Genomic DNA, 13509 nt, shown 5'->3' with positions numbered 1-13509 from the left:
CGGAGTTTCGAGCTGCACCACATGAAGGCGGCGCGGATAGGATGGGTGACAGACCGCTTTTGGCCGGTAGCGGACGCTGGTGCCAGGCCGCTATAGGCCGCCGGCGCACAACCCCACTCTAGCCTATTGGACTTAGTGTGGTTTCGTCCTCATTATGAAATCACAGGTTCACAGGACATAGGCTCCCGGCAACATAGGCGTCAGCAATCCGAATAAGCCATCGGGAAAGCAGGCAAAGAGAAGAGATTATGGAAATGTCAGACGTCAAGCTCGCCCGGGTAACGCGCGCCGATATCGACGAGCTCCTACACGCGAATCGGGAAAGCCGGGACTATCACGGCCGCTGGGTACAGCCGTTCATAACCGCTTCAGGCTTCGAGGAGTGGTACTCCGCTCAGACCACAGGCGCTAGCGTTGGGCTGCTGGCTCGCGATACCGAATCGGGTCACATCGTTGGAGTCACCAACCTGAGCCAGATTTTCTATAAAGGATTTCAGAACGCGTATCTCAGCTACTGGGGCATGGTCTCGTTTGCCGGGACGGGAAGAATGTCCCAGGCGGTAAAACTGACGACGCGGTACGCCTTTGAAGAGCTGGGTCTTCACCGTATCGAGGCCAATATTCAGCCTGAAAATGTGCGATCAATCGCGCTGGTCAAGCGCCTGGGATTTCGGAAAGAGGGGTTCTCCCCGAAATACCTTCAGATCGCCGGAGTCTGGTGCGATCACGAGCGCTGGGCGCTTCTGGCCGATGAGCGTTAATCAGCGAGCAATCCCGTTGTGAACCTAAGCTGACTTGATCTGCCTCAGCCCTTCCCCTTCAACTCCGCCAGCTTCTGCATCACCCCCGCCGCCGTCTGTTCGCCCATCAACTGCTCACGCACTTTGCCCTTGTCGTCGATGATGTAGGTCACCGGCAGGGCTTCGCTTTTCGGCAGGTCGTAGTGATCGGCCGGGTCCTGGGCCAGCACGGTGAAGGTGATGCCCAGCGCTTTGCTGGCGCTCTTCAGGTCTTCGCCCTGGAGGTTGTCGAAATTGACGCCGAACACACTGACGTTCTGCCCTTTGACCTGCTCGGACAACTTGTTCAGTTCGGGGATTTCAGTTCGGCACGGACCGCACCATTCAGCCCAGTAATTGACCACCAGCCAGTGTTTGTCGACGCGGCTGCTGGCGACTTTCTCGCCATTCTGGTCCGTGCCCAGATCCACGCCGCACCCGCTGAGCAACAGACTTCCAATCAGTGCTGCCGCCGCCGCCAATCGCCTTGCCATGATGCCGTTTCCTTCTAGGTGCTCTTTATTTCCAGCTGCACGCTGCGCCGATTGTGCATCGCTCGCCGCGTGTTACCGGTCGTTACCGTGACGCAGGTAGAATAGCCGCCACCTCAGGCAAGATGCGACCCGCAAATGACCGATCTCACGCTTTATCACAACCCGCGTTGCACCAAATCCCGTGGCACGCTGGAATTGCTTGAAGCCCGCGGCCTGACGCCGACCATCATTCACTACCTCGAGACCCCGCCCGATGCCGCGCAACTGCGCGAGCTGCTGGGCAAGCTCGGCATCGGTGCTCGCGGACTGCTGCGCACCGGTGAGGACGAGTACAAAACCCTGAACCTGGCCGACACCGGCCTGAGCGACGAGCAACTGATCGCCGCCATGGCGGCCCATCCCAAGTTGATCGAACGCCCCATTCTCGTCGTCGGCGACAAGGCTGTAATTGGTCGTCCGCCGGAAAACATTCTGGAGATCCTGCCATGACCGCGCCGTACATTCTGGTTCTGTTTTACAGCCGTAACGGCGCGACCGCGGAGATGGCGCGGCAGATCGCCCGTGGCGTCGAGATGACCGGCATGGAAGCGCGCCTGCGCACGGTGCCGGCGGTGTCTACCGACTGCGAAGCCGTGGCGCCGAGCATTCCGGAGGCCGGCGCGTTGTACGCCACACTGGATGATCTGAAAAACTGCGCGGGCCTGGCCCTGGGCAGCCCGACCCGCTTCGGGAATATGGCCGCGCCGCTGAAGTACTTTCTCGACGGCACCAGCAACCTGTGGCTGACCGGCGCACTGGTGGGCAAACCGGCCAGCGTGTTCACCTCCACCGCCAGCCTGCACGGCGGTCAGGAAACCACGTTGCTGTCGATGCTGCTGCCCCTGCTGCACCACGGCATGCTCATCAGCGGCCTGCCCTACAGCGAAGCGGCGCTGATTGAAACCCGTGGCGGCGGCACGCCTTATGGCGCCAGTCATCACGCCGGCGCCGACGGCAAGCGCGCGCTGGATGAGCACGAAACCACGCTGTGCCGTTCCCTAGGTCAGCGGCTGGCGAAAACCGCGCTGTTGCTCGATCCGCCCAAGGGCTAACAGCTCAAGGCATTGCTCGCGCGCGATTGCTGGAACCCCTTGCTCAAACCGGGTCAAAGCACAGAGCCCCTGCCGGGGTTCTGCGTCAGCACTCGGAATGCGCTACGCCAGCAATCGCGCACATGAATTTTGTTTTGGAGAGGGCATGCAAGAATACAAATGGCTCCATGAATACTGCCTCAACCGCTTTGGTTCCGTCGCCGCCCTCGAGGCGCATCTGCCGACCCCCGCCACGCCGAAAAAACTCAAAGCCCTCAGCGACGACCGGTATCTGTCGACCATGGCGCTGCGGGTGTTTCGTGCCGGCCTCAAGCACAGCCTGGTGGACGCCAAATGGCCGGCCTTCGAGCAGGCCTTCTTCGGCTTCGATCCGGAAAAGGTCACGCTGATGGGCGGTGATCACCTTGAACGCCTGATGCAGGACGCGCGGATCATCCGTCACCTGGGCAAGCTCAAGAGCGTGCCGCGCAATGCGCAGTTGATCCTGGACATCGCCCACGAACATGGCAGCTTCGGCAATTTCATCGCCGAATGGCCGGTGACCGATATCGTCGGGCTGTGGCGTTACCTGTTCAAACACGGCAATCAGATGGGCGGGCTGTCATCGCCGCGCTTCTTGCGGATGGTCGGCAAAGACACCTTCATTCCCAGCCATGACGTGGTCGCTGCGCTGAATGCGCAGAAGATCGTCGATCGCGTGCCCAGCAGCCAGCGTGATCAGGCGGCGGTGCAAGCGGCGTTCAACCAGTGGCATGCGGACAGCGGCCGGCCGATGTGCCAGCTGTCGATGATGCTGTCGTACACGGCAAACCATTGATCGTTTTGCCGGTGGAGTGAGCAGACACAGCGCGTAACAAATCGGACGTCGTATACAATATTCGGCATCCGCCCTTTTCGAGTCATCTGCGTGCCTTTTCTTCTTCCAGACGCCCCCAACCTCGGTGTCGCGCCCTCCGCGTCCGAGGTCATTGCCAAGTACCTGCGCGAGTCGATCATCTCCGGCCAGTTCGCCGAGGAAGAGCCGATCCGTCAGGACGACATCGCCCGGGTGTTCAACGTCAGCAAGATCCCCGTGCGTGAAGCGCTCAAGCGTCTGGAAGCCGAAGGGCTGGTGCAATTCCAGCGCAACAAGGGGGCCGTGGTCACGCGGATTTCCGAGCCGGAGCTGGCGCAGATCTTTGAAGTGCGGGTGCTGCTGGAGGTGCAAGCCATCCGCCTCGCCGTGCCGCGAATGACCGCTGCCCAGCTGGACCGGGCCCGGGCCATTTGTGACGAATTCATGCGCGACGACGACATCGGGCGTTGGGCCGAGCTGAACTGGGCGTTTCACACCTGTCTGTATGAAGCGGCGCAGCGGCCGTTTCTGCTGAACATGATTCGCTCGATCCACGACAAGGTTGAACGCTACCTGCGGGTGCAGATGAGCTTTGAAGAAGGCAAAGAGCGCGCCGACCTGGAACACCGAAAAATCCTCAAGGCCTGTGCCGATCGTGACGTGGACAAAGCGGCCGAACTGATCGAGCACCACATCATCGGCGTCTGCCGAACCCTCTACGCCCACCTGCCTCATGCCGTGCTCAGCGAGATCTGAACGAATCGTGGCTATGCCGATTTCGTCATTGGCGAGGGTGAAATCGGTCAAGACCCTGGACGTCGTTCGCGGCACCCTTGCCTCAATAGTGAAGTTGCTCCGCGCCGCGATCTGTAAACCGGTTGTACAGCGCTTTTTGTAGGACCGGATTTAGCCGGGAAGAGGCCAGCGCTAACACCACAAAACTTTTAGCGTCGCGACTGACCTCTTCCCGGCTGAAGCCGGTCCTACAAGGGATCGTCTTAGCCAGTTAGATCGGGGTGTACACAGGACTTTATGTAGGACCGGCTTTAGCCGGGAAGAGGCCAGTATGAACACCATGAATCTCGGGTGTGACGACCGACGCTTTCCCGGCTGAAGCCGGTCCTACAAGGGATCGTCGTAGCCAGTTACGTCGGGGTGTACGCAGCGCTTTTAGTGGGACCGGCTTTAGCCGGGAAGAGGCCAGTGTTAACACCACAAAGCTTGCGGCGTGACGACCGACGCCTTCCCGGCTGAAGCCGGTCCTACAGGGATCGTCGTCGCCCGTTACGTCGGGGTGTACGCAGCGCTTTTAGTGGGACCGGCTTTAGCCGGGAAGAGGCCAGCGTGAACACCATGAATCTCGGGTGTGACGACCGACGCTTTCCCGGCTGAAGCCGGTCCTACAAGGGATCGTCGTAGCCAGTTACGTCGGGGTGTATGCAGCGCTTTTAGTGGGACCGGCTTTAGCCGGGAAGAGGCCAGCGTGAACACCATGAATCTCGGGTGTGACGACCGACGCTTTCCCGGCTGAAGCCGGTCCTACAAGGGATCGTCGTAGCCAGTTACGTCGGGGTGTACGCAGCGCTTTTAGTGGGACCGGCTTTAGCCGGGAAGAGGCCAGCGTGAACACCATGAATCTCGGGTGTGACGACTGACGCCTTCCCGGCTGAAGCCGGTCCTACAAGGGACCGTCTTAGCCAGTTAGATCGGCGTGTACACAGGACTTTATGTAGGACCGGCTTTAGCCGGGAAGAGGCCAGCGTTAGCACCATAAATCTCGGGTGTGGCGACCGACGCCTTCCCGGCTGAAGCCGGTCCTACAAGTGACCGTGATCGCCAGTTCCATCGGGTGTACGCAATAGCCAGTTCCAGACTCAGTCCGACAGGGGAATACATGAAACGCATCCAGATCATCGATTCTCACACCGGCGGCGAGCCGACGCGGCTGGTGCTCGACGGGTTTCCCGATCTCGGGCGGGGCAGCATGGCCGAGCGGCGTCAGCGTCTGGCTGAGCAGTTCGATGACTGGCGCGCCGCCACCGTGCTCGAACCCCGCGGCAGCGATGTACTGGTCGGTGCGCTGTTGTGCGAGCCGGTGGATCCCGGGGCCTGCGCCGGGGTGATCTTTTTCAACAACAGCGGCTACCTGGGTATGTGCGGCCACGGCACCATCGGGCTGGTGGTGTCGCTGGCGCATCTGGGCAAGATCGGCCCCGGCGCGCACCGCATCGAAACCCCGGTCGGCACGGTTCAGGCCACGCTGCACGAAGACCGCTCCGTGAGCGTCGACAACGTGCCCTCCTACCGCTACCGCAAGGACTTCGTCGTGGAGGTGCCTGAACTGGGCAGCGTGACCGGCGACATCGCCTGGGGCGGCAACTGGTTCTTTCTGATCGCCGACCACGGCCTGAGCGTCGCCGCCGACAACCTCGACGCCCTCACCGACTACACCTGGAAAGTCCGGCAGGCGCTGGAAAACCAAGGCATTCGCGGTGAAGACGGCGGCGTCATCGACCACATCGAGCTGTTCGCCGACGACAATCACGCCGACAGCCGCAACTTCGTGCTCTGCCCCGGCAAAGCCTACGACCGCTCGCCCTGCGGCACCGGCACCAGCGCCAAACTGGCGTGCCTGGCAGCGGACGGCAAACTTCAGCCCGGTACGCTGTGGCAGCAGGCCAGCGTGATCGGCAGTCAATTTGAAGGCAGTTTCGTCTGGGAACACGGCGAGCGGCAGGCCGGCGACCGCATCGTGCCGACCATTCGCGGCCGTGCGTACATCAGCGCCGAAGCCACTTTGTTGCTGGACAACGAAGACCCATTCGCCTGGGGCATTCGCTCGTGACCGACGCCGCCACCCTGCAAGGCCAGGCCGCCGATGTGATCGTCATTGGCGGCGGCATCGTCGGCGCGGCGTGTGCGGACGAGCTGGCGTCTCAGGGTTTGCATGTGCTGGTGCTGGATTGTCAGCGCCCCGCCGCGACCGCTGCGGGTATGGGCCATCTGGTGGTGCTGGACCACAGCGCGGCCGAGCTGGCGCTGGGGGAATATTCGGTCAAGGCCTGGCGCGAGCTCGCGCCGCAGATGCCGGACGACTGCGCGATGCGCACCAACGGCACCCTGTGGCTGGCCTGCAATGAAGAAGAAATGGAAGAAGCCGAGCGCAAGCATGCGGCCCTGAGCGAATACGGTCTGGCGTGCGAGTTGCTGTCCGGCGCCGAACTGGCAAAGGCCGAACCGTCATTGCGATCCGGCCTGCTCGGGGCACTGAAGGTCAGCGGCGACGGCATTCTTTACGCGCCCAACGCCGCGCGCTGGTTGTTGCAGCGTCAGTCTTCGCGAGTGGTTCAGCGCCAGGCCGAAGTCGTGGAAGTTCAGGGCAACCGGGTCCGCCTCGCAACGGGAGAATGGCTGCAAGCCCCGGCAGTCGTGCTGGCCAGCGGCATCTATGCCCGCGAACTCTGTCCCGATTTACCGCTGCAAGCCAAGAAAGGCCACCTGCTGATCACCGACCGTTACCCCGCGCAGATCACCCATACGCTGGTTGAGTTGGGCTACGTCACCAGCGCCCACAAGGGCAACGGCCCGTCGGTGGCGTTCAATGTGCAGCAGCGCCCGACCGGCCAGCTGTTCATCGGCTCATCGCGGCAGTTCGACAACCACAACCCGGAGGTGGACGCGGCCATGCTCGGGCGGATGCTGCGTCGGGCGATGGATTTTCTCCCAGGCCTGGGCGAGATGAACGGCCTTCGCAGCTGGACCGGCTTTCGCTCCGCCAGCCCCGACGGTCAGCCGCTGATTGGCGAGCACCCGCATCAGCCCGGCCTGTGGCTGGCGGTCGGGCACGAAGGCCTCGGCGTTACCACTGCCACCGGCACCGCCCGCCTGCTCGCTGCGCAAATGCTGCGCACTCGACCGCCCCTCGACGTTGAACCCTACCTGCCGCAACGCTTTATCGGAGCCCGCGCCCATGCCTGAATTGAGCATCGATGGTCAGCCCTTTCGCTTCGCCCAAGGCACCACGGTGGCCGCCGCGCTGATGTCGAGCGGCGATCGTTGCAGCCGCACCTCGGTCACCGGCCAGCGGCGCGCGCCCTTGTGTGGCATGGGCATCTGTCAGGAATGCCGGGTGAGCATCGACGGCCTGCGCCGGCTGGCGTGTCAGACGATCTGCCGCGACGGCATGCGGGTCGAGACTCAGCCATGAGCATGAGCATGAGCATGACCGAGCATGTCGATCTGCTGATCATCGGCGCAGGTCCGGCGGGCATGGCGGCGGCCGTGGCGGCGGCGCCTCACGGGCGGAGCATCGCTTTGCTCGACGACAACCCGCTGCCAGGCGGGCAGATCTGGCGCGACGGCCCCAACGCTCAAGTGCCGAAACAGGCTCAGGATATGCGCACGCAGTTGCAGGGGTTCAGCAACGTTCGCCTGCACAGCGGCTGCAAGGTGGTCGCGCTGGCCGGGGCGAAGCGCTTGCTGCTGGAAGATGCCGAGCGGGGCTGGGTGTTGAGTTACGGCACACTGATTCTGTGCACCGGCGCGCGGGAGCGACTGCTGCCCTTCCCCGGCTGGACCCTGCCGGGCGTCACCGGCGCGGGCGGTTTGCAGGCGCTGATCAAAGGCGGGCTGGCGGTCGCTGACGAACGCATCGTGATTGCCGGAACCGGCCCGCTGTTGCTGGCCTCGTCGGCGACCGCGCAGAAGCACGGCGCCGAGGTCGTGCGCATTGCCGAGCAGGCGCCCTTGAGCGCTGTCGCCGGATTTGCTGCCGGGCTGTGGCGCTGGCCGAACAAGGCGATTCAGGCGATCACCCTGGCCAGCGCCGCCTATCGAACGTCGGCCCATGTGCTGGCGGCGCTGGGTACGGATCGGCTGGAAGGCGTGCGCGTTCAGGTCGGCGACAAGGTCGAAGAGCTGGCCTGCGAGCGTCTGGCCTGCGGTTTCAGTCTGGTGCCCAACACCGAGATCGCCCGCGCACTGGGCTGCACGCTGCGGGATCAGGCCATCGTGGTGGATGAGTGGCAGGCGACGGGTCTGGCCGATCACTTCGCAGCGGGGGAATGCACCGGTTTCGGCGGCAGCGAACGGGCGTTGGTAGAGGGGCGCATCGCCGGGCTGGTGGCGGTGGGTGATCGAAATAAGGCCCGAGGGTTGTGGGCTGAGCGACAGCGCTGGCAAGGTTTTGCGGATCGGTTGAACAAGGCCTTCAGCCTGAATCCGGCGCTGAAACATCTGGCGGCGCCGGACACGCTGGTCTGTCGCTGTGAGGACGTGCGTTACGCGGACCTGGCTGCACATGGCAGCTGGACCGGCGCCAAACTCGCCACCCGCTGCGGGATGGGCGCGTGTCAGGGGCGGATCTGTGCCACGGCGGCGCAGACCTTGTTCGGCTGGGAACCCCCCTTGTTGCGCCCGCCCTTCAGCCCGGCGCGGATCTCCACCCTCGCCTGTCTGGATGATATTTAAAGTGATTTAATATTTAATGATTTAAAGGGGACTGATTTATTTACAGCGCTTCACCGTAAATAAATCTGTCCCCGCAGATCAAATCTGTCCCCGCAGATCAGTCGCCCCCCGACTAGCCGCCGCATCCAACATCCCGCATCATCGATCCCATTCCCCACCCGGCCCTCCCGCCCGTGAACATGATCGACGTCCTCCTCACCAAGCCCTTGCACGACCTCGACCAACTGCTGGCCAGCCTGACGTTGGTCGCGCCGCTGTTCGATGCGATTCCCGGTGTGGTGTTCTTCGTCAAAGACGCCCACGCGCGTTATGCACTGGTCAACCAGACGCTGGTGCAGCGCTGCGGTTTCAAGGAAAAAAGCCAGATCGTCGGGCTGACCGCCGAGGAAGTGTTCCCCGCGCGCTTCGGGCCGTTGTATACCGCCCAGGACCGCCGGGTGCTGGCCGATGGCAGGCAACTCAGCGATCAGCTGGAGCTGCACCTTTATTACGGCAATCAGCCGATCTGGTGCCTGACTCACAAGATCGCCCTGCGCGATCAACACGGCGCGATCATCGGGCTGGCGGGAATCTCCCGGGACCTGCAAATCCTGCAGACGACCCATCCGGCGTATCAGAAACTGGTCGAGGTCGATGCGTACATCCGCGAACACTTCGCGCGGCCCATCACCCTTGAGCAACTGACGGCCATTGCCGGGCTCTCCATCGCCCAACTGGAGCGGCACTGCAAACGCATCTTCCAGCTGACGCCACGGCAGATGATTCACAAGGCGCGGCTGGGTGAAGCGTCGCGGTTGTTGCAGGAAGACCTGTCGATCACCGAAATCGCCCTGCGCTGCGGGTACACCGATCACAGCGCGTTTAGCCGCCAGTTCAAGGCGCTGACCGGAGCGTCGCCGAGTGAGTATCGGGATTCGCAAAGGCGCATCTGAATTCGCTGCTCCCCCTGGATGATCGCGGTATTTGTGTAGGACTGGCTTTAGCCGGGAAGGGGCCAGTGTGTCCGCTGTAGTTTTTGCAGTGTGGCGACCGGCGCTTTCCCGGCTGAAGCCGGTCCTACGTGAATTGCAGTGCCACCGGCTGATTGCGGTGCGGCGGAATGTGGCGACTACCGCACTGCAACGTGCATCAATGAAGCACGCTGCGGATTCTTGCTCCTTTATGTAACACCGTCCCGCGCTCCTGAGATACCCATCCGAACCCCGGCCCACTGATCCAGAGGCCTGCACGGCGTGCAGGCAAAACAGGCACGCTGCGTGCATATCAAATATCGTATACGAAATTACTTATCCGGCCGTTTCTCCCTTTGCACGCACCGAGGCTTCTATGAAAAATCAAGCTGTCGCCGTCGCCCTCCTCGCCGTCATGAGCTCATCCTTTATCAACACCGCGTTGGCCGACAAGCTCGATGACATCATCGACTCCGGCAAGCTGCGCTGCGCCGTGACCCTGGACTTCCCGCCGATGGGGTCCCGTGACGACAAGAACAACCCGGTCGGATTTGACGTCGATTACTGCAACGACCTGGCGAAGGTACTGGGCGTCACAGCCGAGGTGGTGGAAACACCCTTTCCGGACCGCATTCCTGCGCTGGTTTCAGGCCGCGCCGACGTGATCGTGGCGTCGACCTCGGACACCCTGGAGCGGGCGAAAACGGTGGCGATGACCATCCCCTATTTCGCCTTCCAGATGGTGGTACTCACCCGCGACGACGCCGGCATCAACAGCTATGACGACCTCAAGGGCAAGGATGTCGGCAACACCAGCGGCACGTTCGAAGCCATCGCGCTGGAGAAGGATCAAAAGAAATGGGGCAGTGGCAGTTTCCGCGCCTACCAGACCCAGAACGACACCATCCTCGCCGTCGCCCAGGGCCACATCAAAGCGTCCGTGGTGACCAACACCGTCGCCGCCGCCACGCTCAAATCCGGCAAGTACAAAGGCCTGAAGATCGCCGGCAATGCGCCCTACACCATCGACTACGTTTCCCTTGCGGCGAAGCGTAACGAGTACGGGCTGATTCATTACCTAAACCTGTTCGTGAACCAGCAAGTGCGGTCCGGGCGCTATGCCGAGCTGTATGAAAAGTGGGTGAGTGGCAAGCCGGTGGACCTGACCGTGCCGGGCGTCTATTACTGAGGGGAACGATCAGAGGGCGCGGACCGTGTAGGAGCGTGGCTTGTCCCGCGATCTGGCGCGAAGCGGCAGCAAGACCGTCGAACATGCTGATTCAGTGACGCCGCGGTTGTAGGTTTTACGACGACTGCGTCGCCGATCGCGGGACAAGCCACGCTCCTACAGGGCTACGCGTCCCGTCTGAATCATTCGCGGAACCTGAACCAGGAACCCATCAGCGTCACCCGCTAAAAGCGATTCACTCACTCAGGAGCCCACGATGTCTGAAGTCTCGTTGAACGGGCGCTGTCTCGTCGCCGGCAGCGCGCAAGGTGAATTACTGTACGCCGACGTGGGCCTGAGTTTCTGGGGCGGGGTCGAGCCGTTTACCGGTGAAGTGATCGACCGCCATCACCCCCTCAGCGGCCAGTTCATCAGCGGCCGTGTGCTGGCCATTCCCAGCGGGCGCGGTTCGTGCACCGGCAGCAGCGTGTTGCTGGAACTGATCCTCAACGGCCACGCGCCGGCCGCACTGGTCTTCGAACGCGTGGAAGACATCCTCACCCTCGGCGTGCTGATTGCCGAGCAGATGTTCGGCCATTCGATCCCGGTGATCAGCCTCGGCGAAGCGGGCTTTGCGGCCCTGCGGGACGTTGCTTTCGTGCGAGTGGAAGATGACCGCGTGAACGGCTTTGCCTGCCTGCCGCCACCACTCCCTCGCGATCAAAAAAGTCTGATACGTCAGCGCCCGATCACCCAGATTTCACTCACCGAAACCGACCAGGGTTTTCTCGACGGCGCTTACGGCAAAGCCGCGCAGGTGGCGATGGGCATCATCCTGCGCATGGCCGAGCTGCAGGGCGCGACGGAACTGCTGGACATCACCCAGGCGCACATCGACGGCTGCATCTACACCGGGCCGGCCAGCCTGCGGTTCGCCCGACAACTGGTGGCCTGGGGCGCCAAGGTCCGCGTGCCCACTACCCTCAATTCAATCTCCGTGGACAAGCGACGCTGGCGCGAACTGGGCGTTGATCCGGCCCTCGGCGAACCGGCCAGTCAGCTGGGCGATGCCTATCTGGAGATGGGCGCGCGGGTGAGTTTTACCTGCGCGCCGTACCTGCTGGACAGCGCGCCGGAGCTGGGCGAGCAGATCGTCTGGGCCGAGTCCAATGCGGTGGTGTACGCCAACAGCGTGATCGGCGCGCGCACCCTGAAGTACCCGGACTACCTCGACATCTGCATCGCCCTCACCGGCCGCGCGCCGAAGATCGGCTGCCACCTGACCCAGCAACGGCTGGCGACCCTGCGCATCGACGTCCCTGTCCTGGACGGCCTCGACGACAGTTTCTACCCGCTGCTCGGTTATCACGTCGGGCTGCTGTGCGGCGCCACGATCCCGGTGATCTGCGGCCTTGAGCACAAGGCGCCCACGCTGGATGACCTCAAGGCGTTCGGCGCGGCGTTCGCCACCACCTCCGCTGCGCCGATGTTTCATATCGCCGGCGTAACGCCCGAAGCCACCACTGCGGAACTGGCGCTGGGCGGGCAAGCGCCGGAACAAACCTTGAGCGTCAGCCCGGCGGATCTGCTGCACAGCTGGCGCGAGCTGAACAGCGCGCAAACGCCGCAAGTGGACGCCGTGACGCTGGGCAATCCGCATTTTTCCCTGAGCGAATGCGCAATGCTGGCGCACCTGTGTGGCAACCAGCGCAAGCATGACAACGTGGCAATCGTCGTGACCTGTGGCCGCGCTACCCTGGAGCGCGCGCAACGGGCCGGCTACGTCGACACGCTGGAAAACTTCGGCGTGCAGTTCGTCACCGACACCTGCTGGTGCATGCTCGGCGAGCCGGTCATCCCGCCGACCGCACGCAACCTGATGACCAACTCCGGCAAATACGCGCACTACGCCCCCGGACTGGTGGGGCGTCGCGTGCATTTCGCCAGCCTGGCCGAGTGCGTCGACAGCGCGATCACCGGTGTCGCCAGCGGGCGCCTGCCGGTCTGGCTGCAGGCCGCTGCCCTTGCCGACGATGCAGCCGAGGCCAGCCCCCATGTTTGACTACAACTTCCATTGGCGCGCGGCGTTCAAGGCGCTGCCCGACATGCTCAACGGCGCGTGGGTCACCTTCGAAACCGCCGCGCTGTCGATGATCCTCGGCGTCACCATCGCGCTGTTTCTGGTGTTCATGCGCCAAGGCAAAAACCGCCTGTTCCGGGGGTTCGCCGCCACCTGGATTTCCATCGCGCGCAACACGCCGTCGCTGTTCCAGGTGTACATCCTGTATTTCGGCCTGGGCTCGTTCGGCCTGCACATCAGCTCGTGGGCGGCGTTGCTGGCGGGCATCACCATCAATAACGCGGGCTATCTGGCGGAGAACTTTCGCGGCGGTCTGAAGGCCGTGCCCGACACGCAATTGCGCGCCGCCCGTTCGCTGGGCATGAGCGCGCCCCAGGCCTATCGGCTGATCGTCATTCCGCAGTTGCTGCGCATCGTTTTCTATCCGCTGACCAACCAGATGGTCTGGGCCGTGCTGATGACCTCGATGGGGGTGATCGTCGGCCTCAATAACGACCTCACCGGCGTGACCCAGGATTACAACGTCAAGACGTTCCGCACCTTCGAATTCTTCGCCATTGCGGCGGTGCTCTATTACCTGATCGCCAAGCTGATCGTGGTCGTTGCGCGGCTGCTGTCCTGGCGGCTGTTCCGGTACTGAGGA

14 protein-coding genes are annotated in these 13509 nt (G+C 62.9%); 13 read left to right on the top strand and 1 reads right to left on the bottom strand.

Features of this window, described 5'->3' with window-relative positions; all coding sequences use genetic code 11:
* Positions 1 to 248: 248 nt before the first annotated feature.
* Positions 249 to 761, top strand: coding sequence for a GNAT family N-acetyltransferase (locus M1E04_RS06840; protein ID WP_369318687.1), 513 nt, complete (start codon positions 249 to 251; stop codon positions 759 to 761).
* Between the two features lie 44 nt (positions 762 to 805).
* On the opposite strand, the gene M1E04_RS06835 is transcribed toward M1E04_RS06840, so the two are convergent.
* Positions 806 to 1273: a TlpA family protein disulfide reductase gene (locus M1E04_RS06835; protein ID WP_192133896.1), complete on the bottom strand. Its 468-nt coding sequence runs from the start codon at positions 1271 to 1273 to the stop codon at positions 806 to 808.
* Between the two features lie 135 nt (positions 1274 to 1408).
* On the opposite strand from M1E04_RS06835, the gene arsC reads away from it, so the two are divergent.
* From arsC to M1E04_RS06775, 12 genes are all read left to right on the top strand, one after another.
* Positions 1409 to 1762, top strand: a complete 354-nt coding sequence (gene arsC / locus M1E04_RS06830; protein WP_065992834.1) for an arsenate reductase (glutaredoxin) — start codon at positions 1409 to 1411, stop codon at positions 1760 to 1762.
* Positions 1759 to 2364, top strand: a complete 606-nt coding sequence (gene wrbA, locus M1E04_RS06825; protein WP_065992832.1) for an NAD(P)H:quinone oxidoreductase — start codon at positions 1759 to 1761, stop codon at positions 2362 to 2364. The genes arsC and wrbA overlap by 4 nt, the downstream gene beginning before the upstream one ends.
* Before the next feature lie 145 nt (positions 2365 to 2509).
* Entirely contained in the window at positions 2510 to 3181 is a 672-nt protein-coding gene (locus tag M1E04_RS06820; RefSeq protein WP_456292626.1) for a DNA-3-methyladenine glycosylase I, read from the top strand.
* A gap of 90 nt (positions 3182 to 3271) precedes the next feature.
* On the top strand, positions 3272 to 3955 hold the full coding sequence (locus M1E04_RS06815) for a GntR family transcriptional regulator (protein WP_456292625.1): 684 nt from the start codon (positions 3272 to 3274) through the stop codon (positions 3953 to 3955).
* 1138 nt (positions 3956 to 5093) lie between these two features.
* Positions 5094 to 6044, top strand: coding sequence for a 4-hydroxyproline epimerase (locus M1E04_RS06810; protein WP_456292624.1), 951 nt, complete (start codon positions 5094 to 5096; stop codon positions 6042 to 6044).
* Positions 6041 to 7177 (top strand): NAD(P)/FAD-dependent oxidoreductase, encoded by a 1137-nt coding sequence (locus M1E04_RS06805; RefSeq protein WP_456292623.1) that lies wholly within the window; start codon positions 6041 to 6043, stop codon positions 7175 to 7177. Before M1E04_RS06810 ends, M1E04_RS06805 begins: the two co-directional genes overlap by 4 nt.
* A complete protein-coding gene (locus M1E04_RS06800) occupies positions 7170 to 7406 on the top strand; it encodes a (2Fe-2S)-binding protein (RefSeq protein WP_296313407.1) in 237 nt (78 codons plus the stop codon). Before M1E04_RS06805 ends, M1E04_RS06800 begins: the two co-directional genes overlap by 8 nt.
* Positions 7407 to 7420: 14 nt before the next feature.
* A complete protein-coding gene (locus M1E04_RS06795) occupies positions 7421 to 8668 on the top strand; it encodes an FAD-dependent oxidoreductase (RefSeq protein ID WP_456293153.1) in 1248 nt (415 codons plus the stop codon).
* Positions 8669 to 8847: 179 nt separating this feature from the next.
* On the top strand, positions 8848 to 9600 hold the full coding sequence (locus tag M1E04_RS06790; protein WP_456292622.1) for a helix-turn-helix domain-containing protein: 753 nt from the start codon (positions 8848 to 8850) through the stop codon (positions 9598 to 9600).
* A gap of 394 nt (positions 9601 to 9994) precedes the next feature.
* Positions 9995 to 10807: an ABC transporter substrate-binding protein gene (locus M1E04_RS06785; RefSeq protein ID WP_065992820.1), complete on the top strand. Its 813-nt coding sequence runs from the start codon at positions 9995 to 9997 to the stop codon at positions 10805 to 10807.
* A 256-nt stretch (positions 10808 to 11063) separates the two neighbouring features.
* Positions 11064 to 12848, top strand: a complete 1785-nt coding sequence (gene lhpI / locus M1E04_RS06780; protein ID WP_456292621.1) for a cis-3-hydroxy-L-proline dehydratase — start codon at positions 11064 to 11066, stop codon at positions 12846 to 12848.
* Positions 12841 to 13506, top strand: coding sequence for an amino acid ABC transporter permease (locus tag M1E04_RS06775; protein ID WP_037012083.1), 666 nt, complete (start codon positions 12841 to 12843; stop codon positions 13504 to 13506). Before lhpI ends, M1E04_RS06775 begins: the two co-directional genes overlap by 8 nt.
* The last annotated feature ends 3 nt before the right edge of the window (positions 13507 to 13509 follow it).

This window comes from Pseudomonas sp. AK106 (genome assembly GCF_053903055.1).
Note: the sequence above shows the minus strand (reverse complement) of the source record. Positions and strands in the feature narration are given on the sequence as shown.

Excerpts from the sequence above, each read along its gene's own strand:
- M1E04_RS06840 (WP_369318687.1), top strand. The coding sequence starts at position 249 with ATGGAAATGTCAGACGTCAAGCTCGCCCGGGTAACGCGCGCCGATATC.
- M1E04_RS06820 (WP_456292626.1), top strand. The coding sequence starts at position 2,510 with ATGCAAGAATACAAATGGCTCCATGAATACTGCCTCAACCGCTTTGGT.
- arsC (WP_065992834.1), top strand. The coding sequence starts at position 1,409 with ATGACCGATCTCACGCTTTATCACAACCCGCGTTGCACCAAATCCCGT.
- M1E04_RS06795 (WP_456293153.1), top strand. The coding sequence starts at position 7,421 with ATGACCGAGCATGTCGATCTGCTGATCATCGGCGCAGGTCCGGCGGGC.
- M1E04_RS06775 (WP_037012083.1), top strand. The coding sequence starts at position 12,841 with ATGTTTGACTACAACTTCCATTGGCGCGCGGCGTTCAAGGCGCTGCCC.
- wrbA (WP_065992832.1), top strand. The coding sequence starts at position 1,759 with ATGACCGCGCCGTACATTCTGGTTCTGTTTTACAGCCGTAACGGCGCG.
- M1E04_RS06785 (WP_065992820.1), top strand. The coding sequence starts at position 9,995 with ATGAAAAATCAAGCTGTCGCCGTCGCCCTCCTCGCCGTCATGAGCTCA.
- M1E04_RS06810 (WP_456292624.1), top strand. The coding sequence starts at position 5,094 with ATGAAACGCATCCAGATCATCGATTCTCACACCGGCGGCGAGCCGACG.
- lhpI (WP_456292621.1), top strand. The coding sequence starts at position 11,064 with ATGTCTGAAGTCTCGTTGAACGGGCGCTGTCTCGTCGCCGGCAGCGCG.
- M1E04_RS06835 (WP_192133896.1), bottom strand. The coding sequence starts at position 1,273 with ATGGCAAGGCGATTGGCGGCGGCGGCAGCACTGATTGGAAGTCTGTTG.
- M1E04_RS06790 (WP_456292622.1), top strand. The coding sequence starts at position 8,848 with ATGATCGACGTCCTCCTCACCAAGCCCTTGCACGACCTCGACCAACTG.
- M1E04_RS06800 (WP_296313407.1), top strand. The coding sequence starts at position 7,170 with ATGCCTGAATTGAGCATCGATGGTCAGCCCTTTCGCTTCGCCCAAGGC.